This is a genomic window from Paracoccus acridae (assembly GCF_014642735.1).
GTDB classification, from domain to species: domain Bacteria; phylum Pseudomonadota; class Alphaproteobacteria; order Rhodobacterales; family Rhodobacteraceae; genus Paracoccus; species Paracoccus acridae.
Window position 1 is genome coordinate 1 of record NZ_BMIV01000007.1, and the last position, 23,610, is coordinate 23,610.

The following is a 23,610-nucleotide window of genomic DNA, read 5'->3' on the forward strand; positions in this document are numbered from 1 at the left end:
AAGGCGGCCGCACTGTCGGCGCCGGCGTGGTCTCCAAGATCATCAAGTGATCCGAGCCGCATCGCGGTGACAACAAGGCCCGTCCCGAAAGGGGCGGGCTTTTTCGTGGGGCGGGGTCACACTGCGGGACGGCCCGGCGCCAGAGGGCAGGCCCCGTATCAGGAACATGGCCGATCGTGCTTGACGTCCGCCTTGCAAAGAGGCTATAGGCCCGCATCGCAGTCGAATCCGCATTGCGCCGAGATTCGCTTGCCTTGCGCGCGGCCGCCTTGTCAGGGCGGCCTTGCAGTTTTTATACGGTCCGACGCTGGCGCCGCGTGGTGCGATGTCAGCCTCTCGACTGGAACTCCCCGTCAGAGGGATGACTATGCAAAGTCAGAATATCCGCATCCGGCTGAAGGCGTTCGATTACCGCGTGCTGGAAGCCAGCACCCAGGAAATCGTCAACACCGCCAAGCGCACCGGCGCGACCGTTCGCGGCCCGATTCCGCTGCCGAACAAGATCGAGAAATTCACCGTCCTGCGCGGCCCGCACATCGACAAGAAGTCGCGCGACCAGTGGGAAATCCGCACCCACAAGCGCCTGCTGGACATCGTCGATCCGACCCCGCAGACCGTTGACGCCCTGATGAAGCTCGACCTCGCCGCCGGCGTGGACGTCGAGATCAAGGTGTAAGGAGGGGATGATGCTGCGTACTGGTATTATCGCCAAGAAACTGGGCATGACCCGGCTGTTCCTGGAAGACGGCCGTCAGGTTCCGGTGACCGTCCTGCAACTGGACAACCTGCAGGTCGTCGATCAGCGCACCGTTGCGCGCGACGGCTATACCGCCGTCCAGCTGGGCGCCGGTGTCGCCAAGGCCAAGCGCACGACCGCCGCGATGCGCGGCCACTTCGCCAAGGCCTCGGTCGCGCCCAAGCGCAAGATCGCGGAATTCCGCGTTGCCGAGGAAAACCTGATCAACGTCGGTGAGGAGATCACGGCTGACCACTATTTCGCGGGTCAGTTCGTGGACATCGCCGGCACCTCGATCGGTAAGGGCTTTGCGGGCGCCATGAAGCGTCACAACTTCGGCGGTCTGCGCGCCTCGCACGGCGTGTCGATCAGCCACCGTTCGCACGGTTCGACCGGCCAGTGCCAGGACCCCGGCAAGGTGTTCAAAGGCAAGAAGATGGCCGGCCACCTGGGCGCCGTCCGCGTCACCACGCAGAACCTGCAGGTCGTGCGCACCGATGCCGACCGTGGCCTGATCATGGTCAAGGGTTCGGTCCCCGGTTCGAAAGGTGGCTGGGTCACGATCAAGGACGCCGTGAAGAAAGCGGCGCCCGAGAACGTGATCTATCCCGCCGCGCTGAAGTCCGCCGCTGAAGAAGCCAAGCGTCTGGCCGAAGCCGCCGCCGCCGAAGCCGCCGCGGCCGAGGAAGCCGCCCGCGAGGCTGCCGCCGCCGAAGCCGCCGCCGCCGAGGAAGCTGCACTGGCCGAAGCCCAGGCTTCGATCCAGGCCGACAAGGCCGAGGGTGACGACGCTGCTGCGCCCGAAGGAGACAAGTGATGAAACTCGATGTGATCAAGCTGGACGCCGGCAAGGCCGGTGAAATCGAGCTGGCCGACGAGATCTTCGGGCTGGAGCCGCGCGGCGACATCCTGCAGCGCGTCGTTCGCTGGCAGCGCGCCAAGGCGCAGCAGGGCACCCACTCGGTGCTGGGCAAGTCCGACGTCAGCTATTCGACCAAGAAGATCTATCGCCAGAAAGGCACCGGCGGCGCACGCCACGGTTCCCGCAAGGCGCCGACCTTCCGTCATGGTGGCGTCTACAAGGGCCCGACCCCGCGTTCGCACGCCTTCGATCTGCCGAAGAAGGTGCGCGCCCTGGGTCTGCGCCATGCCCTGTCCGCCAAGGCAACCGCGGGTGAACTGGTGATCGTCGAGGATCTGAACCTCGCCGATGCCAAGACCTCGGCCGTGGCCAAGGCCGTCAAGGAAAACGGCTGGAAGCGCGTGCTGGTGATCGACGGTGCCGAAGTCAACGAAGGCTTCGCCCGCGCCGCCCGCAACATCGAAGGCGTGGACATCCTGCCGTCGATGGGTGCCAACGTGTATGACATCCTGAAGCGCGACACGCTTGTGATCACGCGTTCGGGCGTCGAAGCTCTGGAGGCTCGTTTGAAATGAGCGCGAAAGCTGAACATTACGACGTGATCGTCAAGCCGATCATCACCGAGAAAGCCACCATGACGTCGGAAAACAACGGCGTGGTCTTCCAGGTGGCGAAGGATTCGACCAAGCCGCAGATCAAGCAGGCGGTCGAGGCCCTGTTCGGCGTCAAGGTGAAGGCGGTCAACACCACCGTCACCAAGGGCAAGCAGAAGCGCTTCCGGGGCATCCTGGGTCGCCGCAGCGACGTGAAGAAAGCCTATGTCACCCTGGAAGAGGGTAGCACTATCGACGTGTCCACCGGACTCTGATAGCAGGCGGAAATCTGCGGCCCTGGGTTAACCGGGGCCGCGATCTTTTGACGACAACGGACCACCCTGGTCCAAAGCAACGGAAGACAGAAAGATGGCATTGAAGTCGTATAAACCGACGACGCCTGGCCAGCGCGGGCTGGTTCTGATCGACCGTTCGGAGCTTTGGAAAGGTCGCCCGGTCAAGGCCCTCACCGAAGGCCTGACCAAGAACGGCGGTCGGAACAACACCGGACGGATCACCATGCGCCGCAAGGGCGGCGGGGCGAAGCGCCTGTATCGCATCGTCGATTTCAAGCGCACCAAGTTCGACATGGCCGCCGTGGTCGAGCGGATCGAATACGATCCCAACCGCACCGCCTTCATCGCCCTGATCGGCTATGAGGACGGCGAGCGCGCCTATATCATCGCGCCGCAGCGTCTGGCCGTGGGCGACAAGGTCATCGCCGGCGCCAAGGTCGACGTGAAGCCCGGCAACGCCATGCCCTTCAGCGGCATGCCGATCGGCACGATCGTCCACAACGTCGAGCTGAAGCCCGGCAAGGGCGGCCAGATCGCCCGTTCGGCTGGCACCTATGCCCAGTTCGTCGGCCGCGACGGCGGCTATGCCCAGATCCGCCTGTCCTCGGGCGAGCTGCGCCTGGTCCGTCAGGAATGCATGGCGACCATCGGCGCCGTGTCGAACGCTGACCATTCGAACCAGAACCTGGGCAAGGCTGGCCGGAACCGCCACAAGGGCATCCGTCCCAGCGTTCGCGGTGTTGCCATGAACCCGATCGACCACCCGCATGGTGGTGGTGAAGGCCGGACCTCGGGCGGCCGTACGCCGGTCACACCCTGGGGCAAGGACACCAAGGGCAAGAAGACCCGCTCGAACAAGGCGACCGACAAGTACATCCTGCGGTCGCGTCACGCGAAGAAGAAGGGGCGCTGACCTATGGCACGTTCTATCTGGAAAGGCCCCTTTGTTGACGCCTATGTGCTCAAGAAGGCGGAAAAGGCCCGCGAGTCGGGCAAATCCGACGTCATCAAGATCTGGTCGCGTCGTTCCACCATCCTGCCGCAATTCGTCGGCCTGACCTTCGGCGTCTACAACGGGCAGAAGCATATCCCCGTTGCCGTCTCCGAGGAGATGATCGGCCAGAAATTCGGTGAATACTCGCCCACGCGGACCTATTACGGCCACGCGGCGGACAAGAAAGCCAAGAGGAAGTAAGCGTCATGGGTAAGGAACAAAATCCGCGCCGCGTGGCGGAGAACGAAGCATTCGCGAAGACCAAGGGTCTGCGCACTTCGCCGCAGAAGCTGAACCTCGTCGCAGCGCTGATCCGCGGCAAGAAGGTGGACAAGGCCCTGGCCGACTTGACCTTCTCGCACAAGCGGATCGCGGGCGACGTGAAGAAGTGCCTGCAGTCGGCGATCGCGAACGCCGAAAACAACCACGGCCTGGATGTCGACAACCTGATCGTCGCCGAAGCCTGGGTGGGCAAGAACCTGGTGATGAAGCGCGGCCGTCCGCGGGCGCGTGGCCGTTATGGCAAGATCATGAAGCCGTTTTCGGAAATCACCATCAAGGTGCGCCAAGTCGAGGAGCAAGCGTAATGGGTCAGAAGGTCAATCCGATCGGCATGCGCCTCCAGGTCAACCGCACCTGGGACAGCCGCTGGTACGCCGACGACAAGGACTATGGCAACCTGCTGCTTGAAGACCTGAAGATCCGGGACTTCATCAAGACGGAAGCCAAGCAGGCCGGCGTCAGCCGCGTCATCATCGAGCGTCCGCACCGCAAGTGCCGCGTGACGATCCATGCGGCGCGTCCGGGCGTGATCATCGGCAAGAAAGGCGCCGATATCGAGGTCCTGCGCAACAAGCTGGCGAACTTCACCAAGTCGGAAGTTCACCTGAACATCGTCGAAGTGCGCAAGCCGGAAGTCGATGCCGCCCTGGTCGCGGAATCGATCGCCCAGCAGCTCGAGCGTCGGGTTTCGTTCCGCCGCGCGATGAAGCGCGCCGTGCAGAACGCGATGCGCATGGGTGCCCTGGGCATCCGCGTGAACGTGTCGGGCCGCCTTGGCGGCGCCGAGATCGCGCGGACCGAATGGTATCGCGAGGGCCGTGTGCCCCTGCACACCCTGCGTGCCGACATCGACTATGCGTTGGCCGAAGCCTCGACCCCCTACGGGATCATCGGGGTGAAGGTGTGGATCTTCAAGGGCGAGATCATGGAGCACGACCCCCAGGCCCGCGACCGCAAGGCCGCCGAGGCTCAGGAAGGTCCGGCCCCCCGTGGTCCGCGCCGTGACCGCGACGCGCGCTAAGGAGCAAACAAGATGCTGCAACCGAAACGGACCAAGTTCCGCAAACAGCACAAGGGCCGGATCCACGGCGAAGCCAAGGGCGGTTTCGCCCTGAACTTCGGATCCTATGCGCTGAAGGCCACCGAGCCCGAGCGCGTGACCGCCCGTCAGATCGAAGCGGCCCGCCGCGCGATCACCCGCCACATGAAGCGTCAGGGCCGGGTCTGGATCCGGATTTTCCCGGACGTCCCGGTTTCCTCGAAGCCGACCGAAGTGCGGATGGGTAAAGGCAAGGGTTCGGTCGATTTCTGGGCCGCCCGCGTCCATCCCGGCCGCATCATGTTCGAGATCGACGGCGTGTCCGACGAGATCGCGCGTGAAGCCCTGCGCCTGGGGGCGAACAAGCTTCCGGTGCTGACCCGCATCGTGGCGCGCGAAGACTGGTAAGATCGGGGCGTGCAAGCACGCACCCCAGGGAACACGACCCCGCCGGGCGACTGGCGGGGTTTTCCTTTTCCTGGCGGGAAAAGGGTTGCGCCAAGGCCGCATTGCCTGTATGGGCAGGCCTTCATCATGAAACTCCACCGGGAATCAGGGTGGCCCTGCGTGCAGGGGCTCTCCGGTGATGTTGAAAGGAAAGCGCCATGAAAGCGCAGGAACTGACGTCGAAGACGCCCGACCAGCTGAAGGATCAGCTTGTCGCGCTGAAGAAGGAGGCCTTCAACCTCCGCTTCCAGCAGGCCACCGGCCAACTGGAAAGCACCGCCCGGATGCGTGCCGTTCGCCGCGACGTGGCCCGTGTGAAAACTATTCTGAACCAGAAAGCGGCGGAAGCCGCGGCCTCGAACTAAGGAGCCTGGCCCATGCCCAAACGCATCCTGCAAGGCCGCGTCACCAGCGACAAGAACGAACAGACCATCACCGTCCTGGTCGAGCGTCGCTTCAAGCACCCGCTGCTGCACAAGACCGTTCGCTCGTCCAAGAAGTATCGGGCGCATGACGCGAACAACCAGTTCAAGGTCGGTGACCTCGTTCGCATCGTCGAATGCGCGCCGATCTCGAAGACGAAACGCTGGACTGTCCTGACGGACGAAGCGGTTTCCGCGTAAGTCCATCATCACAGATCAGAAATGATCGAAACCCTGGGGCCGCAAGTGGCGGTCCCCAAAGGTCGGGAGAAACCAAATGATCCAGATGCAGACCAATCTGGATGTTGCTGACAACTCCGGCGCACGCCGGGTTCAGTGCATCAAGGTCCTGGGTGGTTCGCACCGTCGCTATGCGTCGGTGGGCGACATCATTGTCGTGTCCGTCAAGGAAGCCATCCCGCGGGGCCGGGTCAAGAAGGGCGACGTCCGCAAGGCCGTGGTCGTTCGGACCGCCAAGGAAGTGAAGCGCGAAGACGGAACCTCGATCCGCTTCGACCGCAACGCCGCCGTCATCCTGAACAACCAGGGCGAACCGGTCGGCACCCGTATCTTCGGGCCGGTCGTCCGCGAGCTGCGCGCGAAGAACTTCATGAAGATCATCTCGCTTGCGCCGGAGGTGCTGTAATGGCTGCCAAGCTGAAAAAGGGCGACAAGGTCGTCGTGCTGACCGGCAAGGACAAGGGCAAGCAGGGCGAAATCACCGCCGTCATGCCCAAGGACAACAAGGCCATCGTTGACGGCATCAACATCGCGATCCGTCACGCCCGCCAGACCCAGACGACCCAGGGCGGCCGCACGCCGAAGGCGATGCCGATCGACCTGTCGAACCTGGCGCTGCTGGATGCCAATGGCAAGGCGACCCGCGTCGGCTTCCGCATGGAAGGCGACAAGAAGGTCCGCTTCGCCAAGACCACGGGAGACGTGATCTGATGCTGGACGCAACCAAGTACACGCCGCGCCTCAAGGCGGTTTACCGCGACACCGTCCGGGCCGCGCTGAAGGAAGAATTCGGCTACAAGAACGACATGCAGATCCCGCGTCTGGACAAGATCGTCCTGAACATGGGCATCGGCGAGGCCGTGAAAGACACCAAGAAGGTGAAGCAGGGCGCCGAGGAACTGTCGCTGATCGCCGGCCAGAAGGCCGTGATCACCAAGGCGAAGAACTCGATCGCGGGCTTCCGCGTCCGGGAAGAAATGCCGCTGGGCGCCAAGGTGACCCTGCGCGGCGACCGGATGTACGAATTCCTGGACCGCCTGATCAACATCGCGCTGCCGCGCGTCCGCGACTTCCGCGGCGTGAAGGGCACCTCTTTCGACGGCCGCGGCAACTATGCCATGGGCCTGAAGGAGCACATCGTGTTCCCGGAAATCAACTTCGACAAGGTCGACGAAGTTCTGGGGATGGACATCATCATCTGCACCACCGCGCCGACCGACGCGGAAGCGAAAGCGCTGTTGAAGCATTTCAACATGCCCTTCAACAGCTGATCGCGGAGGTAAGAGATATGGCAAAGAAATCCATGGTCGAGCGCGAGAAGAAGCGCGAGCGTCTGGTCGCGAAATTCGCCGCCAAGCGCGCCTCCCTCAAGGAGGTCATCAACGACCAGTCCCGTCCGATGGAAGAGCGGTTCAAGGCTTCGCTGAAGCTGGCCGAACTGCCGCGCAACTCGTCGGAAACGCGTCTGCACAACCGGTGCCAACTGACCGGCCGTCCGCACGCGTATTACCGCAAACTGAAACTGTCGCGGATCATGCTGCGCGAGCTGGGCTCGCAAGGTCAGATCCCCGGTCTCGTCAAGTCCAGCTGGTAAGGGGGCACAATGTCGATGAACGATCCTCTCGGCGATATGCTGACCCGCATCCGCAACGCACAGATGCGCGGCAAATCGACCGTCCGCACCCCGGCCTCCAAGCTGCGCGCTTGGGTTCTGGACGTGCTGAAAGCCGAAGGTTACATCCGCGGCTATGAAGAAGTGACCACCGAAGCCGGCCATGCCGAGCTTGAGATCGGTCTGAAGTACCACGACGGCACCCCGGTCATCCGCGAGCTGTCGCGTGTCTCGAAGCCTGGCCGCCGCGTTTACGCCGGCGCCAAGGAAATCCCGCAGGTCCGCCAGGGTCTGGGCGTCTCCATCGTCTCGACGCCCAAGGGCGTCATGTCGGATGCAGCGGCTCGCAACGCCAATGTCGGCGGCGAAGTCCTCTGCACCGTGTTCTAAGGAGGGCAGCAGATGTCTCGGATTGGTAAAAAGCCGGTCGCTCTGCCCAAGGGCGTGACGGCCGAGATCAAGGGCCAGACCATCGAAGTGAAGGGGCCGAAAGGCACCCGCAGCTTCACGGCGACGGATGACGTCGATCTGGTTCTGGACGAAGGTTCGGTGGCGGTGAAGCCGCGCGGCACCTCGAAGCGGGCCCGCCAGCAGTGGGGCCTGACCCGCTCGATGGTGGAGAACCTGACCGTCGGCGTGTCGGAAGGCTTCAAGAAAGAGCTGGAAATCCAGGGCGTGGGTTACCGCGCCTCGATGCAGGGCAAGACCCTGAAGCTGGCTCTGGGCTATTCGCACGACGTGAACTTCGAAACGCCGGAAGGCGTGACGATCACGGCGCCGAAGCAGACCGAAATCGTCGTGGAAGGCATCGACCAGCAGCTTGTTGGTCAGGTGGCCGCGAACATTCGCGAATGGCGCAAGCCCGAGCCCTACAAGGGCAAGGGCATCCGCTACAAGGGCGAGTTCGTCTTCCGCAAGGAAGGCAAGAAGAAGTAAGGGGCGCATGAAATGGCACTGAAAAAGCAAGAGCTGTTCCAGAAGCGCCGCCTGCGCGTTCGGAACAAACTGCGGGCGATGTCGAATGGCCGTCCGCGGCTGTCCGTCCACCGTTCGTCGAAGAACATCTCGGTTCAGGTCATCGACGACCTGAACGGTGTGACCCTGGCTTCCGCCAGCACGCTGGAGAAGGACTTCGGCCTGGTCGGCAAGAACAACGTCGAGGCTGCCGCCAAGATCGGCGCCGCGATCGCCGAGCGTGCGAAAGCCGCCGGCATCGAGGAAGTCGTGTTCGACCGCGGCGGCTTCATCTTCCACGGCAAGGTGAAGGCCCTGGCCGACGCTGCCCGTGAAGGTGGCCTGAAGTTCTGATGATGCGGGTGGCGCCGGTTCCGGAAGGGGCGGCGCCGCCCCGATGATCCGGGGGGCGGTCCTTGCGGGCCGCCCCACCTGGATTGAACCAACCGGCGCGAATGAAGCGCCACCTGACAAGGAATGCCTCATGGCAGAACGTGATAACCGCCGGGGTCGCCGCGAAGAGCGCGAGGAAAACCCGGAATTCCAGGATCGCCTTGTTGCGATCAACCGTGTGTCGAAGACCGTCAAGGGTGGCAAGCGCTTCGGCTTTGCAGCCCTGGTCGTCGTCGGCGATCAGCGCGGCCGTGTCGGCTTCGGCAAGGGCAAGGCCAAGGAAGTGCCGGAAGCGATCCGCAAGGCCACCGAGCAGGCCAAGCGTTCGCTGGTCCGCGTGCCCCTGCGCGACGGCCGCACCCTGCACCACGACATCGAAGGCCGTCATGGCGCGGGCAAGGTGATCATGCGCACCGCGGTTCCGGGGACCGGGATCATCGCCGGTGGTCCGATGCGCGCCGTGTTCGAGATGCTGGGCGTCCAGGACGTCGTGGCGAAGTCGCAGGGTTCGCAGAACCCCTACAACATGATCCGTGCGACGCTGGATGGCCTGAAGAAGGAATCGAGCCCCCGTTCGGTCGCGCAGCGTCGCGGCAAGAAGGTGGCCGACATCCTGCCGCAGGACAACAAGCCGGCTGCCGAGCCGGTCGAAGCCTAAGGAGACAGGCGAATGGCAACCATCGTCGTCAAGCAGATCGGCAGCCCGATCCGCCGCCCCGCCATCCAGCGTGAGACGCTGAAGGGCCTGGGCCTGAACAAGATGAACCGCACGCGCGAGCTTGAGGATACTCCCTCGATCCGCGGCATGGTCGCGAAGATCCCGCATCTGGTGACCATCATCGAAGAAAAAGCCTGATCCATCGGGATCGGCAGGAAAGAACGCCCCGGAGAAATCCGGGGCGTATTTCATTTCGCCCTGTCGCGTTAATCCTTTCCTAACGTCTGGCTCCTATCCCTGTCGGTGATGCAAACCGGATGGGGACGACGGTGACGCGGCTCTTTGGTGCCTGCCTTTTCTGGCTGATGGCGGCTTCTCTGGCTTCCGCCGGTCCATGGCCGCGCGATCCGGGGCAGGTCTTCGTGGCTTTCTCGGGGGAACATGACAAGGCGCGGAACTCTCACCTGGGCTTGTACCTGGAATATGGCCTGTCCCGCCACCGTGTCCTGGGGTTCGAACTGGGCCACACGGATGTGGGTGAAACCACGGCCATGCTGTGGTACCAGAAATCGCTGGACGGCGGGCAGGGGCCCTATCGGCTGTCCTATTCCATGGGCTTTGGTGCAATCCGGCGGGATGGAGAGATCCTGCCGCTGAGCCAGGCAGCCCTGATGCTGGGACGCGGCTTTTCGGGGCCATGGGACGGGGGCTGGATGACGGCCGAAGCCCGGGTGAAGGTCGCCGGCAAGACCGAGGAGGTCACTGTGCGCGATGGGCTGACGCAGGTGGAATACGCCTATCTGACGCCCGAGATCGTCGGCAAGCTGGACCTGACCGTCGGAATCCGCCCGCAGCCCGCCTGGGCCCTTGTCAATCAGCTTCGGCTGGAGACGCGCAAGGACAGCGACTTCCAGGCCAAGCTGGCTAGTTCCGTCGTTTATGACATTCCCGGCCCGGCACGGCTTGAAGCAGGGGTGATCGTCCCGCTGGTGGGGCCCAGCGAGCCCGCGATCAAGATCGGAACCTGGCTGGAGTTCTGAGGCTATTCCTGGCAGGCATAGACCGCGCCACCCACCGCGACGACCGAAACGGCGGCCCCCGCGACGATCGCGGGCGACGACGCCATCGCTGCGGCCGCCCCGCCGATCGAGGACAGCGCCCCGGTGATATAGCCCTGCGAGCCGCTGAGGATCACCGCGCCCGACCCGTCGGGCAGCGCCCTTGCGCCACTGATCGCGCCCCGTGCGGCAGCGCCGGTGATGGCGACGGCCGCGTTCTTGGTCTGGTTCACCCGCTGGCAGACGGTCTTGGCTGCCGCCTCGCAGCGGCCATAGGCATCGCGGCGCCCCAGGTCATAGCCGATGATCGAATCGCTGGTCTTGTCGTGGCGCAGGCAAAAGGGGCCGCGCTCGTCGTCGTTCAGGTCGGGCGTGAGGCTGCGCAGCACGACATAGCTGGGGCAGGTGTCGCGGCCCCAGGAGGTGAAAAGGATCTCTCGCCGGCTGAAGTGATCGCGCAGGCCTGGTTCCTTGGGGTCATAGGCCAGCGGGACATCGCGGCCATTGATGCGGGCGGTGCAGAAGGTGGGCTCGGCCTGGGCGGCGGCGGGGGCAAGAAGCAGCGTGGCAAGGAAAAGGGCGATGCGGGTCATGAAATCGGTCCGTAAGCTGATCCCATCCTGATAATCCGGCCATCCGCAACGGCAACTCACATCCGCTTGTCCGGCCGGAAAGCCAAGCCTTGCCCCAGGGGACGGTTCCCGCTATACGCCCGCGGGTGCCATCGCGCACCGATTCACGAAACTGACATGCCGCGTCCGCCCCATCATCGCTTCGGGGGTGCGTCCGGCCTAGGAGAAGCGACATGAAACTGCATGAAATCCGCGACAACGACGGCGCCAACCGCAAGAAGAAGCGCGTTGCGCGCGGACCCGGTTCGGGCAAGGGCAAGACCGCCGGCCGTGGTATCAAGGGCCAAAGCTCGCGTTCGGGCGTTGCGCTGAACGGCTATGAAGGCGGCCAGATGCCGCTGTACCGCCGCCTGCCGAAGCGCGGCTTCACCGCGCCGAACGCGAAATCCTTCGCCGTGGTGAACCTGGGCCAGATCCAGACCTTCATCGACGCCGGCAAGATCGACGCCACCGCCGAACTGACCGAGGACGCCCTGGTCGCATCCGGCCTGGTGCGCCGCAAGCTGGACGGCATCCGTCTGCTGGCCAAGGGCGAGCTGACCTCGGCCCTGACCATCACCGTCACCGGCGCGTCGAAATCGGCGGTCGAGGCGGTCGAGAAGGCGGGCGGCAAGGTGTCGCTGCCGGTCAAGGCCGAAGCGGCGGCGGAATAAGCTGTTGATCGGGGCGTGCGCGCCCCATAGATAGCGAACAGGTTTTCCTGGCGCCGCCGGTCCCCGGAAACGGGTCGGCGGCGCTGTCATGACACGGGACGTAAAACACATGGCGTCAGCCGCAGAACAGATGGCCGCGAACCTTTCATGGAGCGCATTCGGCAAGGCCACGGAACTTCGCCAGCGTATCTGGTTCACGATCGGCCTGCTGATCATCTATCGCCTGGGCACCTATATTCCCGTGCCGGGCATCGACGGCGCGGCGCTGCGCAACTTCATGGACCAGGCCCAGTCGGGCATCGGCGGCATCCTGTCGATGTTCACCGGCGGCGCGCTTGGCCGCATGGGTGTCTTCGCCCTGGGGATCATGCCCTATATCTCGGCCTCGATCATCGTGCAGCTTCTGACCTCAATGGTGCCTTCGCTGGAACAGCTGAAGAAGGAAGGCGAGCAAGGGCGCAAGAAGATCAACCAGTACACCCGCTATGGCACCGTGGCCCTGGCGCTGTTCCAGGCTTACGGCCTGGCGAAGTCGCTGGAAGCCGGCGGCCTTGCGCATGATCCGGGCCTGTTCTTCCAGGCATCCGTGGTCATCACCCTGGTCGGCGGCACCATGTTCCTGATGTGGCTGGGCGAACAGATCACCGCACGCGGCATCGGCAACGGCATCTCTCTGATCATCTTCGTGGGCATCGTCGCGGAAATTCCGGCGGCCTTGGCCAGCTTCTTCGCGCAGGGCCGGTCGGGCGCGATCTCGACCCCGGTGATCCTGGGCGTGATCGTGATGGTTGTTGCCGTGATCGCCTTCGTGGTCTTCATGGAACGCGCGCTGCGCAAGATCCGCATCCAGTACCCGCGGCGCCAGGTCGGCATGAAGATCTATGACGGCCAGTCCAGCCACCTGCCGATCAAGGTGAACCCGGCGGGCGTCATCCCGGCGATCTTCGCGTCCTCGCTGCTCTTGCTGCCGATCACGATCTCGACCTTCTCGGGCAACCAGACGGGTCCGATCATGTCCACGATCCTGGCCTATTTCGGCCCGGGCCAGCCGCTTTACCTGATCTTCTTCGCGGCGATGATCGTCTTCTTCGCCTATTTCTATACCCAGAACGTCAGCTTCAAATCCGACGACGTGGCCGAGAACCTGAAGAACCAGGGCGGCTTCATCCCGGGCATCCGTCCGGGCAAGCGGACCGAGGAATACCTGGATTATGTCGTCAACCGCGTGCTGGTGATCGGCGCGGCCTATCTGGCGGCGGTCTGTCTGCTTCCCGAAATCCTGCGCCACCAGTGGTCGATCCCGTTCTACTTCGGCGGAACCTCGGTCCTGATCGTGGTGTCGGTGACGATGGACACGATCAACCAGGTGCAAAGCCATCTTCTGGCGCATCAGTACGAAGGCCTGATTGAGAAATCCCAACTGCGTGGTAAACGCAAAGAGGGAAGCGCAAAGCCGCGTCGCGCACCGTCGCGCCGCTAACGGCCCCAAGGGCTGACGAGGGGGACAGACCTTAGATGACGATCAATATCATTCTGCTGGGACCGCCCGGTGCCGGCAAGGGAACCCAGGCCCGCAAGCTGGTCGAGGAACGCGGGCTGGTGCAGCTCTCTACCGGCGACATGCTGCGCGCGGCCCGGTCTTCGGGAACCGAGATGGGCAAGCGCGTGGCCGAGGTCATGGACCGGGGCCAACTTGTCACCGACGAGATCGTCATCGGCCTGATCCGCGAAAGACTGTCGGAAGGCGGCAACGGCTTCATCTTCGACGGCTTCCCCCGGACACTGGCGCAAGCCGACGCGCTTGGCCAGTTGCTGGACGAGACCGGCATGGTGCTGGACGCCGTGGTCGAGATGCAGGTGGATGACGAGGCCTTGGTCCGCCGCATCACCGGCCGCTATACCTGCGGCAACTGCGGCGAGGTGTATCACGACGAAACCAAGCCGGTTGCAAAGCAAGGGGTCTGCGACGTCTGCGGATCGACCGACCTGAAGCGGCGTGCCGACGACAACGAGGAAAGCCTGAAGACGCGGCTTCTGGAATACTACAAGAAGACCTCGCCCCTGATCGGCTATTACTATGCCAAGGGGAAGCTGGCGCCGGTCGACGGTCTTGCCGCCATGGATGATGTGGCCGCACAGATCGAGACCGTCCTGCCCGCGTCAAGCGAAATCGCGACCGGCACTTGACGCCACAGTCAACGGCCTTTAAGTCACGTCATCTCGCAAGAGAATCACCCTTCAGGGGTGGACCATCAGCGGCCCGAAGGCATGGCTTTCGGGCCTTCCGTTGTGAAAAAAGGTTCCGGTGCTACGGAACCGCAACCGATAAAGGATAACGCGTGGCTCGTATTGCTGGCGTCAACATTCCGACCGGGAAACGCGTCCCGATCGCACTGACCTATATCCACGGCATCGGCCCGATGTATGCCGAACAGATCTGCGAAGCCGTCGGCATCGACCGCGCGCGCCGCGTCAACGACCTGTCGGACGCCGAAGTTCTGCAGATCCGCGAATACATCGACGCCAACCTGACCGTCGAAGGCGACCTGCGTCGTGAAACCCAGATGAACATCAAGCGGATGATGGACCTGGGTTCGTATCGTGGCTTGCGCCACCGTCGCGGCCTGCCGGTCCGCGGTCAGCGCACCCATACCAATGCCCGCACCCGCAAGGGCCCGGCGAAGCCCATCGCTGGCAAGAAGAAATAAGGGGTAACGGATATGGCACGCGACAAGACCCGCATGAAGCGCAAGGAACGCAAGAACATCGCCACCGGCGTTGCGCATGTGAATTCCAGCTTCAACAACACGAAAATCCTGATTTCCGACGTGCAGGGCAACGCGATCTCGTGGTCGTCCGCCGGCACCATGGGCTTCAAGGGCTCGCGCAAATCGACCCCCTATGCCGCCCAGATGGCCGCCGAAGACGCAGGCCGCAAGGCACAGGAACACGGCGTCCGTACGCTGGAAGTCGAAGTCCAGGGCCCCGGTTCAGGCCGTGAATCGGCGCTGCGCGCGCTGGCCTCGGTTGGCTTCAACATCACCGCGATCCGCGACGTGACGCCGATCGCGCATAACGGCTGCCGTCCGCCGAAGCGCCGCCGCGTCTGATTTTCAGATGATGCTTACCCGGACCGCGCGGCTTCGCGCGGTTCGGTCTTTACGTTTTCAACCTCGGGCGTTTCCGGCCAAGGACATGGGCCGGGGACAAGAATGGAGGCAAACGCATGATCCACAAGAATTGGGCCGAGCTGATCAAGCCGACTCAGCTGGTCGTCAAGCCGGGCGCGGATGCCACCCGCACCGCCACGCTGGTCGCCGAACCGCTGGAACGTGGTTTCGGCCTGACCCTGGGCAACGCGCTGCGCCGCGTGCTGCTGTCGTCGCTGCAGGGCGGGGCCATCACCTCGGTCCAGATCGACAACGTCCTGCATGAATTCAGCAGCGTCGCCGGCGTCCGCGAGGACGTTACCGACATCGTCCTGAACCTCAAGGGCGTGACGCTGAAGATGGACGTGGAAGGGCCCAAGCGCCTGACCCTGTCCGCCAAGGGCCCGGGCGAGGTCAAGGCCGGCGACATCCAGGAAACGGCCGGGATCACGGTGCTGAACCGCGATCACGTCATCTGCCACCTGGACGACGGCGCGGACCTGAACATGGAACTGACCGTGCAGACGGGCAAGGGCTATGTCGCCGCCGACAAGAACCGCCCCGAGGATGCGCCCATCGGTCTGATCCCGATCGACGCGATCTTCTCGCCGGTCAAGCGCGTCAGCTATGAAGTCACGCCCACCCGCGAGGGGCAGGTGCTGGACTATGACAAGCTGACGATGAAGATCGAGACCGACGGTTCGCTGACCCCGGAAGACGCCGTGGCCTATGCCGCGCGCATCGTCCAGGACCAGTTGTCGGTCTTCGTGAACTTCGACGAACCCGAATCGGCCAACCGCCAGGATGCCGAGGATGGCCTGGAGTTCGATCCGCGCCTGCTGAAGAAGGTGGACGAGCTGGAGCTGTCGGTCCGTTCGGCCAACTGCCTGAAGAACGACAACATCGTCTATATCGGCGACCTGATCCAGAAAACCGAGGCCGAGATGCTGCGCACCCCGAACTTCGGCCGCAAGTCCTTGAACGAGATCAAGGAAGTGCTGTCGGGCATGGGCCTGCACCTGGGCATGGATGTCGTGGACTGGCCGCCAGAGAACATCGAGGATCTGGCCAAGCGGTTCGACGACCAGTTCTGAAAGATAGCGTAGGGTGCGTGCTTGCACGCACCTTGCGACATATGGGCATCCCGCCCCAAGGAGAGCGGCCCGCACGCATGGGCCGCCGGACAAAGCAAAAGACGTAAACGGAGAATCATCATGCGTCACGCCCGTGGCTATCGCCGCCTCAACCGCACCCACGAACACCGCAAGGCGCTGTTCGCCAACATGGCCGGCTCGCTGATCGAGCACGAGCAGATCAAGACGACCCTGCCCAAGGCCAAGGAACTGCGCCCGATCATCGAAAAGCTGATCACGCTGGCCAAGCGCGGTGACCTGCACGCCCGCCGCCAGGCTGCGGCGCAGCTGAAGCAGGACCAGTATGTCGCCAAGCTGTTCGAGGTGCTGGGCGCCCGCTACAAGGACCGCCAGGGCGGCTATGTCCGCGTCCTGAAAGCCGGCTTCCGCTATGGCGACATGGCGCCGATGGCGATCATCGAATTCGTGGATCGCGACGTTTCGGCCAAGGGTGCCGCCGACCTCGCCCGCGTCGAGGCCGAGGCTGCCGACGCCGAATAAGCGTTCCTCGCGACCGAATCAGACGCCCCGCAGCCAATCCGGTTGCGGGGCGTTTTCCGTAGTGCTGTGACAAAATGCACGAATTTTGCGACGTTCGGTAAATTTCATGATAGCCTGAGCAGCCTCTTGCCGTTCATCTGCCGTCAAGGGCATCGCCAGCAGTTGTTGGCAAAGATCGACAGGCAATGCCCGGATTCCGTGGGAGGGCCGCATAGGCGGGATCTCCTGTCCCATTAAGGATATGGCAACTATTATTTGTCAGAACTACTTTGGTCGTTGACGGTTCAAAACGCAATTTGTCTAAAAAGTCATGTCATCTCGCGCCGATATCAATGCTGGTCTTAGAAAGTTGGGGAAGCTTGCTCCGGCAGGCTATTTCGTAGGCCTGCACATACGCTTTGCCGCCCCCTTGATGCAGTTCCAGACCTATGCCGAGGAATGGTCGGAATTCTATTCCCAGAACGGCTATGCGCTGCGCGATCCGACGATTGCCTGGGGCTTTTCCACGACCGGCGCCTGTCGCTGGTCCAGCCTGCCGATCCCCGATCCTTTCAACATCCTCAAGGACGCAGCGGACCACGGCCTCACCTTCGGACTGACGGTGTCCTATGGTCCGATCAATTCCCGCACCATCGCCAGTTTTGCGCGCGGCGACCGGGAATTCAGTGATGACGAGATCGCCGAGATCTCGACCACGGTACGTCGGCTTCACGATTCGACGGAGCCGCCGGCGAGCCTGACCAAGGCTCAGAAAGAAGCCCTTCGTTGCGTCGCGGAGGGTGATCGTCATGCGGCAGCGGCAGCCAAACTTGGCATTACCGAAAGCGCGTTCAAGGCCAGGCTGATTTCGGTCCGCGAAAGACTGAAGGCACGCACGACCGCCGAGGCGCTGCAACGGGCCAAGGAATACCGTCTGCTCTAGGCGTTCGCCCAGGGGATCCGGGACGCGAGGAGGGGCTGTCCTTACACCCCAGGAGTATGACAATGCAGACGACCACGCTTTCCTTTTCGAACCTTCACAACCATGGCGAATTGTTCGCCAATCTGTTCCGCGCCCGCAAGCAGAGCTTCATCATCCAGAAGAACTGGGATCTGCCCGAGGCCGAAGACATGGAATTTGACCAGTACGACACGCCGCAAAGCCGCTGGATCGCCGTCCACGACAAGGGCGAGGTTCTTGCGGGCTTCCGCCTGACCCCCACCACGGCGCGCTGCGGCATCTACAGCTACATGATCCGCGACGCCCAGAAGGGCATCCTGGGCGGGTCGATCCCGCAGGATCTGCTGGATGCCGAGGCGCCGGTCGATGATCAGGTCTGGGAATGTTCGCGCGTGTTCGTCAGCCACGACATCCCGCAGATGTATCGCCGCAAGGTCCACTTCAAGATGGTCGAGGCCATGACCGGTTCGGCCCGCGAACTGGGCGCCACGCGTCTGATCGCCCTGACCGGGGCAAGCTGGCCGCGGTGGTACGGCCGCTGCGGCCTTGACGCCGAGGCGATCGGCCGGGTGATGTGGATCGACGACGCCCATTTCCAATGCGTCGCCATCAGCCTGGCCCCGAAGATGCATTGATGGCGGGGGCTGTTCGCAGCCGTTCTGCCGCCTTACACTGACGGCATCATGCCCGATCTGTTCGACGCCAATCCCTTGCCCGGCCCGCCCCCGTCCCCTTCGGTGCGGCCCTTGGCCGATCGCATCCGCCCCGTGCGCATGGGCGACGTGATCGGCCAGGACAAGGTGCTTGGACCGGACGGGCCGCTGGGTTCGATGCTGGCGTCCCGCAGCCTGTCGTCCCTCATCCTCTGGGGACCACCGGGTGTCGGCAAGACGACCATCGCCCGCCTTCTGGCGGATGAAACGGATCTGGCCTTCGTGCAGATCAGCGCCATCTTCTCGGGCGTGCCGGAACTGCGCAAGGTCTTCGAGACCGCGAAACTGCGCCGCCAGCAGGGGCGCGGCACGCTGCTGTTCGTGGACGAGATCCACCGCTTCAACAAGGCGCAGCAGGACAGCTTCCTGCCGTACATGGAGGACGGGACGATCCTTTTGGTCGGTGCGACGACCGAGAACCCGTCCTTCGAGCTGAACGCCGCCTTGATGTCGCGGGCGCAGGTGATCGTCCTGGAACGCCTGTCGTTGCGCGACCTGGAACTGCTGGCGCAGCGCGCCGAGCGCGAACTGGGCCGCAAGCTGCCCCTGACCGCCGAGGCGCGCGAGGCGTTGCTGGAAATGGCCGATGGCGACGGCCGCGCCGCGCTGAACCTGATCGAGCAGGTCGCGGCCTGGAAGACCGACAAGCCCATCGACCAGCCCGCCATGGCGCAGCGGTTGATGCGGCGTGCGGCGAAATACGACAAGTCGGGGGACGAGCATTACAACCTGATCTCGGCCCTGCACAAATCGGTGCGTGGCAGCGACCCCGACGCGGCGCTTTACTGGCTGTCGCGGATGCTGGAAGGAGGCGAGGATCCGCGTTATCTGGCGCGCCGCATCACCCGCATGGCCGTCGAGGATATCGGCCTGGCCGATCCTGCCGCGCAGCGCCATTGCCTGGATGCCTGGGCGCTTTATGAACGGCTTGGCAGCCCGGAAGGCGAACTGGCCCTGGCGCAGGCGGTGATCTATCTGGCGCTCGCGCCGAAATCGAACGCGGGCTATGTCGCCTACAAGGCCGCCCGGGCCGAGGCGCGGCGCACAGGCAGCCTGATGCCGCCCGCCCATATCCTGAATGCGCCGACGAAGATGATGAAGGATCAGGGCTATGGCGCGGGCTATGCCTATGACCACGACGCCGAGGACGGCTTTTCGGGCCAGAACTATTTCCCCGACGGGATGAAGCGGCCGGTGCTGTATGTCCCGGTGGAACGGGGTTTCGAACGGGAACTGAAGAAGCGGCTTGACTGGTTCGTGTCGCAGCGGCTGAAGCGCGGCAGTTGACTTTGGCCGCGCGGGACCACAGAGACGCGCCATGAACCCCTATCTGCAAGTCGCCATTGGCGGGGCCATCGGGGCCACCTGCCGCTTTTCGCTGTATCGCATGATGCCGCTGGCCTGGCAGGCCACGCTGCTGGTCAATGTGCTGGGCAGCTTTGCGATGGGGATTCTGGCCGCCGCCTTCGTGCACCGTCTGGGCGATGCCTGGGCACCCCTGGCGCTGACGGGCGTGCTGGGCGGCTTTACCACCTTTTCGGCCTTTTCGCTGGATGTGGTGACGCTGTGGGAACGGGGGCAGGGCGTAGGGGCGTTCGCCTATGTCGGGGCTTCGGTCCTGTTGTCGCTGGCTGCCGTCGTGGCGGGGCTGGCCTTGGGACGAGGAATATGGGCATGAGCGGTGTGCAGACCATGCGGGTCGGCGGGGACGAGGGCGAGCAGCGCCTGGATCGTTGGCTGAAGAAGAAGTTTCCCCATCTGAACCAGATCGCGATCGAAAAGCTGTGCCGCACCGGCCAGATCCGCGTGGACGGCGGCCGGGTCAAGCCCGCCACGCGCGTCGAGACGGGGCAGGAGGTTCGCATCCCACCGCTGCCCGATGCCCAGCCCGCCGCCGAGCGGGCGAAGGAACGTCCGCTGGGGCCGCGCGTGACGGACACGGACGCGCAGATGATCCAGGCCGCGGTCCTGTGGAAGGACGAACACATCATCGCCCTGAACAAGCCGCCGGGCCTGCCGTCCCAAGGCGGCAGCGGGCAGGGCGACCGGCATGTGGACGGGCTGACGACCGCGCTGATGTTCGGCTTCAAGGACCGGCCGAAGCTGGTGCATCGGCTGGACAAGGACACCTCGGGCGTGCTGCTGCTGGCGCGCACCGACCGCATCGCCCGTGCCCTGTCCGAGGCGTTCCGGGCGCGCACCACGCGCAAGATCTATTGGGCGGCGGTGGCGGGCGTGCCCCATCCGCGCATGGGCACGATCCGGTACGGGCTGGTCAAGGGCGGGGCCGGGCGCGGCGACAACGAAAAGATGATCGCCGTCCACCCCCGCGACATCGACAGCACCGAAGGCGCCAAGCGCGCCACCACCGACTATGCCGTCCTGGACGCGCTGGGTACGCGGGCCAGCTGGTGCGCGCTGGTGCCGATCACCGGGCGGACGCATCAGTTACGCGCGCATATGGCCCAACTGGGCCATCCCATCGTGGGCGACGGAAAATACGGCGGCTCGGGTCAGGAAAACCTGGGCGACGGCTGGGGGGCCCAATTGGGCGGAGAGATCAGCCGGAAGCTGCACCTGCACGCCCGCAGCATCAGCTTCGACCACCCGATCACCAAGAAGCGCGTCACGCTGACCGCGCCCTTGCCCGACCATATGGCGAGAACCTGGAAGACGCTGGGCTGGCATGAAAACGACGTGCCGGACGATCCTTTCGCGGATATCGAATGAAGCTGGTCGTCTTCGATGTCGATGGCACGCTGGTGGACAGCCAGCACCATATCCACGGGGCCATGACGGCCGCCTTCAAGGGTGCGGGGCTGGCCCCCCTGCCGCGCGAGGCGGTGTTGCAGATCGTCGGCCTGTCGCTGCCCGTCGCGGTGGCGCAACTGGCGCAGGGGCATGACGGGGAGACGCAGGCGCGGATCGTGGAGGGATACCGCGCGGCTTTCATGCAGGCCAGGCTGGTGCAACCGGCGCCGCTTTACCCCGGTGCGCTGGACTGCCTGGACGTGCTGGCCGGGCGAGACGACATCCTGCTGGCCGTGGCGACGGGCAAGTCGCGGCGCGGCCTTGCGGCGATGATCCAGGCGCATGGGCTGGAGGGGCGATTTGTCAGCCTGCAGACGGCGGACGATCATCCGTCGAAGCCCCATCCGGCGATGCTGCTGGCCGCCCTGGCCGATACTGGTGTTGCCGCCACGGATGCGGTGATGGTCGGCGACACCAGTTTCGACATGGACATGGCCCGGGCGGCGGGAATGACCGGCTTTGGCGTCGGCTGGGGTTATCACGCGCCGGACCTGCTGACGGGTTCGGGGGCCGCGCTTGTCGCGGCGGATTTTGCGGATTTGGGCCAGGCACTGGCAAGGTGGGCAGCATGAGCGAATGGAAAGCGCGGCGGTTCTGGAAGGCATCCTCAGTCAGGCCCGCCGGTGACGGGTTCGAGGTGGCGTTGGACGACCGTCCCCTGCGAACCCCCGGCAAGCTGCCGCTGATCCTGCCCACGCCCGGATTGGCGGCGGCGGTCGCGTCGGAATGGGACGCCCAGGCCGATGTGATCGACCCCAACACCATGCCGCTGACCCGCGCTGCGAATTCCGCCATCGAAAAGGTGACGCCGCAATTTGGCGATGTGGCGGGCATGCTTGCCGAATATGGCGGCACCGACCTGCTGTCCTATCGCGCCGACCAGCCTGCCGAACTGGCCCGCCGCCAGGCCGAGGCCTGGGATCCCCTGGTCGATTGGGCCGCGACCGAGTTGCGCGCGCCCCTGCGCATCACCCATGGCGTCATCCCCATCGCCCAGGACCGCCAGGCGCTTGCGCGGCTGCGCGGCCATGTCGAGGCCCTGGACCCCTTTGGCCTGACGGCGCTGCACGATCTGGTGACGCTGCCAGGATCGCTGGTTCTGGGCTTGGCCGTCATCCGCAGCCGAATCGATGCCTCCGAGGCTTTCCGCATCTCTCGCATCGACGAGGATTTCCAGGCCGAGCAATGGGGCCAGGACGACGAGGCGCGCATTGCTGCCGAAAGCCGCAGGGCTGCGATGCTGGTTGCCGAACGGTTCTGGCATCTGTCGCGCCTCAGTTGAATGTGCCTGCATCCTGGGCGTCACGCTTGACGCATCGGGAAGGATCGGCACTATGTTGCCTATGAGGCGCTTGTCCTGGCGCCCATTGAAAAGTCCGGCCGACAAGGTCCGGGCGTCGTCCCGACACAGCCGGGACGGCATCCAACAAAGGGGTAAACATGAAGACTTCGATTTTCCTGGGCACTGTCGCCGCCGCCACGCTGATGGCCGGTGCGGGCATGGCTGACACGCTGGCCGATGTGAAGGCGCGCGGTGAACTGAACTGCGGCGTCAATACGGGCCTTGTCGGCTTTGCCGCGCCGGATGCGAACGGCAACTGGACAGGCTTCGACGTCGATTTCTGCAAGGCCGTCGCCGCTGCCGTGCTGGGCGATGCGACCAAGGTGAAATACGTCCCCACCACCGGCCAGACCCGCTTCACGGCGCTGTCCTCAGGCGAGGTGGATCTGCTGGCCCGAAACTCGACCTGGACCTTTTCGCGCGACACCGACCTGAAGCTCGATTTCATCGGCGTGAACTATTATGACGGCCAGGGCTTCATGGTCCGCAAGGATCTGGGCGTGACCTCGGCCAAGGAACTGGACGGCGCGACCGTCTGCATCCAGACCGGCACCACGACGGAACTGAACCTGGCCGATTACTTCAAGGCCAACAACATGGCCTATCAGCCGGTCAACATCGACAGCAACGCCGAGGGCGAGCAGCAATACATGGCCGGCGCCTGCGACGCCTATACGACCGACGCGTCGGGCCTTGCCGCCACCCGCGCCGCCTTCGCCGATCCTGAAAACCACATCATCCTGCCCGAGATCATCTCGAAGGAACCGCTTGGGCCGGCGGTGCGCCATGGCGACAACAACTGGGGCGACATCGTCCGCTGGACGCTTTACGCGCTGATCGCGGCCGAGGAATACGGCGTCACCTCGGCCAATATCGGGGAACTGACGACCTCGTCCCAGAATCCCGAGGTTCAGCGCCTGCTGGGCGTGACCGACGACCTGGGGGCGATGATCGGGCTGGACAAGGAATGGGCCAAGCGCGCCATCATGGCCAGAGGCAACTATGGCGAAATCTTCGCCGCCAATATCGGCGAACAGACCCCCATCGGGCTGGCGCGCGGCCTGAACGCCCAGTGGACGCAGGGCGGCCTGATGTACGCGATGCCCTTCCGCTAAGGGATCGCCACGACCGAAGGGGGCGCATCTGCGCC

37 protein-coding genes are annotated in these 23,610 nt (G+C 64.2%); 36 read left to right on the forward strand and 1 reads right to left on the reverse strand.

The window, feature by feature from the left end:
- Nucleotides 1–367: 367 nt before the first annotated feature.
- The 21 genes from rpsJ to IEX25_RS11395 all read left to right on the forward strand — a co-directional run bounded on the left by rpsJ (nt 368) and on the right by IEX25_RS11395 (nt 10,568).
- The gene (gene rpsJ / locus IEX25_RS11295; protein WP_089386317.1) at nt 368–676 is read left to right on the forward strand and encodes a 30S ribosomal protein S10; all 309 of its coding nucleotides are present in this window, start codon (nt 368–370) and stop codon (nt 674–676) included.
- Between the two features lie 10 nt (nt 677–686).
- A complete protein-coding gene (gene rplC / locus IEX25_RS11300) occupies nt 687–1,553 on the forward strand; it encodes a 50S ribosomal protein L3 (protein ID WP_103173034.1) in 867 nt (288 codons plus the stop codon).
- Nucleotides 1,553–2,173, forward strand: coding sequence for a 50S ribosomal protein L4 (gene rplD, locus IEX25_RS11305; protein WP_103173033.1), 621 nt, complete (start codon nt 1,553–1,555; stop codon nt 2,171–2,173). Before rplC ends, rplD begins: the two co-directional genes overlap by 1 nt.
- On the forward strand, nt 2,170–2,466 hold the full coding sequence (locus IEX25_RS11310; protein WP_103173032.1) for a 50S ribosomal protein L23: 297 nt from the start codon (nt 2,170–2,172) through the stop codon (nt 2,464–2,466). Before rplD ends, IEX25_RS11310 begins: the two co-directional genes overlap by 4 nt.
- Before the next feature lie 94 nt (nt 2,467–2,560).
- Entirely contained in the window at nt 2,561–3,400 is an 840-nt protein-coding gene (rplB, locus tag IEX25_RS11315; protein WP_103173031.1) for a 50S ribosomal protein L2, read from the forward strand.
- Nucleotides 3,401–3,403: 3 nt separating this feature from the next.
- Complete coding sequence (gene rpsS, locus IEX25_RS11320) at nt 3,404–3,682, forward strand: 30S ribosomal protein S19 (protein ID WP_103173030.1); 279 nt, start codon at nt 3,404–3,406, stop codon at nt 3,680–3,682.
- Nucleotides 3,683–3,687: 5 nt separating this feature from the next.
- Complete coding sequence (rplV, locus tag IEX25_RS11325; protein ID WP_103173029.1) at nt 3,688–4,068, forward strand: 50S ribosomal protein L22; 381 nt, start codon at nt 3,688–3,690, stop codon at nt 4,066–4,068.
- Nucleotides 4,068–4,784 (forward strand): 30S ribosomal protein S3, encoded by a 717-nt coding sequence (gene rpsC, locus IEX25_RS11330; RefSeq protein ID WP_103173028.1) that lies wholly within the window; start codon nt 4,068–4,070, stop codon nt 4,782–4,784. The genes rplV and rpsC overlap by 1 nt, the downstream gene beginning before the upstream one ends.
- Nucleotides 4,785–4,796: 12 nt before the next feature.
- Nucleotides 4,797–5,210: a 50S ribosomal protein L16 gene (rplP, locus tag IEX25_RS11335; protein ID WP_103173027.1), complete on the forward strand. Its 414-nt coding sequence runs from the start codon at nt 4,797–4,799 to the stop codon at nt 5,208–5,210.
- A 197-nt stretch (nt 5,211–5,407) separates the two neighbouring features.
- A complete protein-coding gene (gene rpmC / locus IEX25_RS11340; protein ID WP_103173026.1) occupies nt 5,408–5,614 on the forward strand; it encodes a 50S ribosomal protein L29 in 207 nt (68 codons plus the stop codon).
- 12 nt (nt 5,615–5,626) lie between these two features.
- On the forward strand, nt 5,627–5,872 hold the full coding sequence (gene rpsQ, locus IEX25_RS11345; RefSeq protein WP_103173025.1) for a 30S ribosomal protein S17: 246 nt from the start codon (nt 5,627–5,629) through the stop codon (nt 5,870–5,872).
- A gap of 76 nt (nt 5,873–5,948) precedes the next feature.
- Complete coding sequence (rplN, locus tag IEX25_RS11350; RefSeq protein WP_010400243.1) at nt 5,949–6,317, forward strand: 50S ribosomal protein L14; 369 nt, start codon at nt 5,949–5,951, stop codon at nt 6,315–6,317.
- Entirely contained in the window at nt 6,317–6,622 is a 306-nt protein-coding gene (gene rplX, locus IEX25_RS11355; RefSeq protein ID WP_103173024.1) for a 50S ribosomal protein L24, read from the forward strand. The genes rplN and rplX overlap by 1 nt, the downstream gene beginning before the upstream one ends.
- Entirely contained in the window at nt 6,622–7,182 is a 561-nt protein-coding gene (rplE, locus tag IEX25_RS11360) for a 50S ribosomal protein L5 (protein WP_103173023.1), read from the forward strand. The genes rplX and rplE overlap by 1 nt, the downstream gene beginning before the upstream one ends.
- 17 nt (nt 7,183–7,199) lie before the next feature.
- Nucleotides 7,200–7,505, forward strand: a complete 306-nt coding sequence (gene rpsN / locus IEX25_RS11365) for a 30S ribosomal protein S14 (RefSeq protein ID WP_103173022.1) — start codon at nt 7,200–7,202, stop codon at nt 7,503–7,505.
- Nucleotides 7,506–7,514: 9 nt separating this feature from the next.
- Nucleotides 7,515–7,913: a 30S ribosomal protein S8 gene (rpsH, locus tag IEX25_RS11370; protein ID WP_103173021.1), complete on the forward strand. Its 399-nt coding sequence runs from the start codon at nt 7,515–7,517 to the stop codon at nt 7,911–7,913.
- Nucleotides 7,914–7,925: 12 nt separating this feature from the next.
- Nucleotides 7,926–8,459, forward strand: coding sequence for a 50S ribosomal protein L6 (rplF, locus tag IEX25_RS11375; protein WP_103173020.1), 534 nt, complete (start codon nt 7,926–7,928; stop codon nt 8,457–8,459).
- 12 nt (nt 8,460–8,471) lie between these two features.
- Entirely contained in the window at nt 8,472–8,831 is a 360-nt protein-coding gene (gene rplR / locus IEX25_RS11380) for a 50S ribosomal protein L18 (protein ID WP_103173019.1), read from the forward strand.
- Between the two features lie 130 nt (nt 8,832–8,961).
- Entirely contained in the window at nt 8,962–9,528 is a 567-nt protein-coding gene (gene rpsE, locus IEX25_RS11385) for a 30S ribosomal protein S5 (protein ID WP_103173040.1), read from the forward strand.
- Nucleotides 9,529–9,540: 12 nt separating this feature from the next.
- A complete protein-coding gene (rpmD, locus tag IEX25_RS11390; protein WP_103173018.1) occupies nt 9,541–9,726 on the forward strand; it encodes a 50S ribosomal protein L30 in 186 nt (61 codons plus the stop codon).
- A 167-nt stretch (nt 9,727–9,893) separates the two neighbouring features.
- Nucleotides 9,894–10,568, forward strand: a complete 675-nt coding sequence (locus tag IEX25_RS11395; protein WP_188715180.1) for a hypothetical protein — start codon at nt 9,894–9,896, stop codon at nt 10,566–10,568.
- Nucleotides 10,569–10,570: 2 nt separating this feature from the next.
- On the opposite strand, the gene IEX25_RS11400 is transcribed toward IEX25_RS11395, so the two are convergent.
- The gene (locus IEX25_RS11400; protein WP_103173016.1) at nt 10,571–11,179 is read right to left on the reverse strand and encodes a hypothetical protein; all 609 of its coding nucleotides are present in this window, start codon (nt 11,177–11,179) and stop codon (nt 10,571–10,573) included.
- A 212-nt stretch (nt 11,180–11,391) separates the two neighbouring features.
- Between IEX25_RS11400 and rplO the strand changes: the two genes are divergently transcribed.
- From rplO to IEX25_RS11475, 15 genes are all read left to right on the forward strand, one after another.
- Entirely contained in the window at nt 11,392–11,871 is a 480-nt protein-coding gene (rplO, locus tag IEX25_RS11405; protein WP_188715182.1) for a 50S ribosomal protein L15, read from the forward strand.
- A gap of 109 nt (nt 11,872–11,980) precedes the next feature.
- Entirely contained in the window at nt 11,981–13,351 is a 1,371-nt protein-coding gene (secY, locus tag IEX25_RS11410) for a preprotein translocase subunit SecY (RefSeq protein WP_103173014.1), read from the forward strand.
- A 35-nt stretch (nt 13,352–13,386) separates the two neighbouring features.
- On the forward strand, nt 13,387–14,058 hold the full coding sequence (locus IEX25_RS11415) for an adenylate kinase (protein WP_103173013.1): 672 nt from the start codon (nt 13,387–13,389) through the stop codon (nt 14,056–14,058).
- A gap of 152 nt (nt 14,059–14,210) precedes the next feature.
- On the forward strand, nt 14,211–14,579 hold the full coding sequence (gene rpsM / locus IEX25_RS11420; RefSeq protein WP_103173012.1) for a 30S ribosomal protein S13: 369 nt from the start codon (nt 14,211–14,213) through the stop codon (nt 14,577–14,579).
- 12 nt (nt 14,580–14,591) lie between these two features.
- Nucleotides 14,592–14,981 carry a 30S ribosomal protein S11 gene (gene rpsK, locus IEX25_RS11425; protein WP_089386342.1) on the forward strand — a complete coding sequence of 130 codons (390 nt, stop codon included), beginning with the start codon at nt 14,592–14,594 and terminating at the stop codon, nt 14,979–14,981.
- Nucleotides 14,982–15,097: 116 nt separating this feature from the next.
- Nucleotides 15,098–16,114, forward strand: coding sequence for a DNA-directed RNA polymerase subunit alpha (locus IEX25_RS11430; protein WP_103173011.1), 1,017 nt, complete (start codon nt 15,098–15,100; stop codon nt 16,112–16,114).
- 120 nt (nt 16,115–16,234) lie between these two features.
- Nucleotides 16,235–16,654 carry a 50S ribosomal protein L17 gene (gene rplQ / locus IEX25_RS11435; protein WP_188715184.1) on the forward strand — a complete coding sequence of 140 codons (420 nt, stop codon included), beginning with the start codon at nt 16,235–16,237 and terminating at the stop codon, nt 16,652–16,654.
- 310 nt (nt 16,655–16,964) lie between these two features.
- On the forward strand, nt 16,965–17,576 hold the full coding sequence (locus tag IEX25_RS11440; RefSeq protein WP_103173009.1) for a helix-turn-helix transcriptional regulator: 612 nt from the start codon (nt 16,965–16,967) through the stop codon (nt 17,574–17,576).
- A 62-nt stretch (nt 17,577–17,638) separates the two neighbouring features.
- A complete protein-coding gene (locus IEX25_RS11445; protein ID WP_103173008.1) occupies nt 17,639–18,229 on the forward strand; it encodes an acyl-homoserine-lactone synthase in 591 nt (196 codons plus the stop codon).
- Between the two features lie 48 nt (nt 18,230–18,277).
- Complete coding sequence (locus IEX25_RS11450) at nt 18,278–19,594, forward strand: replication-associated recombination protein A (RefSeq protein ID WP_103173007.1); 1,317 nt, start codon at nt 18,278–18,280, stop codon at nt 19,592–19,594.
- 31 nt (nt 19,595–19,625) lie between these two features.
- The gene (locus IEX25_RS11455; RefSeq protein WP_103173006.1) at nt 19,626–19,985 is read left to right on the forward strand and encodes a fluoride efflux transporter FluC; all 360 of its coding nucleotides are present in this window, start codon (nt 19,626–19,628) and stop codon (nt 19,983–19,985) included.
- A complete protein-coding gene (locus tag IEX25_RS11460) occupies nt 19,982–21,037 on the forward strand; it encodes an RluA family pseudouridine synthase (RefSeq protein ID WP_103173005.1) in 1,056 nt (351 codons plus the stop codon). Before IEX25_RS11455 ends, IEX25_RS11460 begins: the two co-directional genes overlap by 4 nt.
- Nucleotides 21,034–21,690 (forward strand): HAD-IA family hydrolase, encoded by a 657-nt coding sequence (locus tag IEX25_RS11465; protein WP_103173004.1) that lies wholly within the window; start codon nt 21,034–21,036, stop codon nt 21,688–21,690. The genes IEX25_RS11460 and IEX25_RS11465 overlap by 4 nt, the downstream gene beginning before the upstream one ends.
- A complete protein-coding gene (locus tag IEX25_RS11470; protein ID WP_103173003.1) occupies nt 21,687–22,400 on the forward strand; it encodes an ATP12 family chaperone protein in 714 nt (237 codons plus the stop codon). Before IEX25_RS11465 ends, IEX25_RS11470 begins: the two co-directional genes overlap by 4 nt.
- A gap of 158 nt (nt 22,401–22,558) precedes the next feature.
- Nucleotides 22,559–23,575 carry an amino acid ABC transporter substrate-binding protein gene (locus IEX25_RS11475; RefSeq protein WP_103173002.1) on the forward strand — a complete coding sequence of 339 codons (1,017 nt, stop codon included), beginning with the start codon at nt 22,559–22,561 and terminating at the stop codon, nt 23,573–23,575.
- The last annotated feature ends 35 nt before the right edge of the window (nt 23,576–23,610 follow it).

Coding starts and splice junctions, on each gene's coding strand:
- IEX25_RS11475 (WP_103173002.1), top strand. CDS start 22,559: ATGAAGACTTCGATTTTCCTGGGCACTGTCGCCGCCGCCACGCTGATG.
- IEX25_RS11455 (WP_103173006.1), top strand. CDS start 19,626: ATGAACCCCTATCTGCAAGTCGCCATTGGCGGGGCCATCGGGGCCACC.
- rpmD (WP_103173018.1), top strand. CDS start 9,541: ATGGCAACCATCGTCGTCAAGCAGATCGGCAGCCCGATCCGCCGCCCC.
- rpsK (WP_089386342.1), top strand. CDS start 14,592: ATGGCACGCGACAAGACCCGCATGAAGCGCAAGGAACGCAAGAACATC.
- rplN (WP_010400243.1), top strand. CDS start 5,949: ATGATCCAGATGCAGACCAATCTGGATGTTGCTGACAACTCCGGCGCA.
- IEX25_RS11470 (WP_103173003.1), top strand. CDS start 21,687: ATGAGCGAATGGAAAGCGCGGCGGTTCTGGAAGGCATCCTCAGTCAGG.
- rpsH (WP_103173021.1), top strand. CDS start 7,515: ATGTCGATGAACGATCCTCTCGGCGATATGCTGACCCGCATCCGCAAC.
- IEX25_RS11440 (WP_103173009.1), top strand. CDS start 16,965: ATGTCATCTCGCGCCGATATCAATGCTGGTCTTAGAAAGTTGGGGAAG.
- IEX25_RS11460 (WP_103173005.1), top strand. CDS start 19,982: ATGAGCGGTGTGCAGACCATGCGGGTCGGCGGGGACGAGGGCGAGCAG.
- IEX25_RS11415 (WP_103173013.1), top strand. CDS start 13,387: ATGACGATCAATATCATTCTGCTGGGACCGCCCGGTGCCGGCAAGGGA.
- rpsC (WP_103173028.1), top strand. CDS start 4,068: ATGGGTCAGAAGGTCAATCCGATCGGCATGCGCCTCCAGGTCAACCGC.
- rpsJ (WP_089386317.1), top strand. CDS start 368: ATGCAAAGTCAGAATATCCGCATCCGGCTGAAGGCGTTCGATTACCGC.
- IEX25_RS11450 (WP_103173007.1), top strand. CDS start 18,278: ATGCCCGATCTGTTCGACGCCAATCCCTTGCCCGGCCCGCCCCCGTCC.
- secY (WP_103173014.1), top strand. CDS start 11,981: ATGGCGTCAGCCGCAGAACAGATGGCCGCGAACCTTTCATGGAGCGCA.
- IEX25_RS11400 (WP_103173016.1), bottom strand. CDS start 11,179: ATGACCCGCATCGCCCTTTTCCTTGCCACGCTGCTTCTTGCCCCCGCC.
- IEX25_RS11395 (WP_188715180.1), top strand. CDS start 9,894: ATGGCGGCTTCTCTGGCTTCCGCCGGTCCATGGCCGCGCGATCCGGGG.
- IEX25_RS11310 (WP_103173032.1), top strand. CDS start 2,170: ATGAGCGCGAAAGCTGAACATTACGACGTGATCGTCAAGCCGATCATC.
- IEX25_RS11465 (WP_103173004.1), top strand. CDS start 21,034: ATGAAGCTGGTCGTCTTCGATGTCGATGGCACGCTGGTGGACAGCCAG.
- rpsE (WP_103173040.1), top strand. CDS start 8,962: ATGGCAGAACGTGATAACCGCCGGGGTCGCCGCGAAGAGCGCGAGGAA.
- rpmC (WP_103173026.1), top strand. CDS start 5,408: ATGAAAGCGCAGGAACTGACGTCGAAGACGCCCGACCAGCTGAAGGAT.
- rpsN (WP_103173022.1), top strand. CDS start 7,200: ATGGCAAAGAAATCCATGGTCGAGCGCGAGAAGAAGCGCGAGCGTCTG.
- rpsS (WP_103173030.1), top strand. CDS start 3,404: ATGGCACGTTCTATCTGGAAAGGCCCCTTTGTTGACGCCTATGTGCTC.
- IEX25_RS11430 (WP_103173011.1), top strand. CDS start 15,098: ATGATCCACAAGAATTGGGCCGAGCTGATCAAGCCGACTCAGCTGGTC.
- rplE (WP_103173023.1), top strand. CDS start 6,622: ATGCTGGACGCAACCAAGTACACGCCGCGCCTCAAGGCGGTTTACCGC.
- rplP (WP_103173027.1), top strand. CDS start 4,797: ATGCTGCAACCGAAACGGACCAAGTTCCGCAAACAGCACAAGGGCCGG.
- rplX (WP_103173024.1), top strand. CDS start 6,317: ATGGCTGCCAAGCTGAAAAAGGGCGACAAGGTCGTCGTGCTGACCGGC.
- rplD (WP_103173033.1), top strand. CDS start 1,553: ATGAAACTCGATGTGATCAAGCTGGACGCCGGCAAGGCCGGTGAAATC.
- rplV (WP_103173029.1), top strand. CDS start 3,688: ATGGGTAAGGAACAAAATCCGCGCCGCGTGGCGGAGAACGAAGCATTC.
- rplR (WP_103173019.1), top strand. CDS start 8,472: ATGGCACTGAAAAAGCAAGAGCTGTTCCAGAAGCGCCGCCTGCGCGTT.
- rplQ (WP_188715184.1), top strand. CDS start 16,235: ATGCGTCACGCCCGTGGCTATCGCCGCCTCAACCGCACCCACGAACAC.
- IEX25_RS11445 (WP_103173008.1), top strand. CDS start 17,639: ATGCAGACGACCACGCTTTCCTTTTCGAACCTTCACAACCATGGCGAA.
- rplO (WP_188715182.1), top strand. CDS start 11,392: ATGAAACTGCATGAAATCCGCGACAACGACGGCGCCAACCGCAAGAAG.
- rplF (WP_103173020.1), top strand. CDS start 7,926: ATGTCTCGGATTGGTAAAAAGCCGGTCGCTCTGCCCAAGGGCGTGACG.
- rplC (WP_103173034.1), top strand. CDS start 687: ATGCTGCGTACTGGTATTATCGCCAAGAAACTGGGCATGACCCGGCTG.
- rplB (WP_103173031.1), top strand. CDS start 2,561: ATGGCATTGAAGTCGTATAAACCGACGACGCCTGGCCAGCGCGGGCTG.
- rpsQ (WP_103173025.1), top strand. CDS start 5,627: ATGCCCAAACGCATCCTGCAAGGCCGCGTCACCAGCGACAAGAACGAA.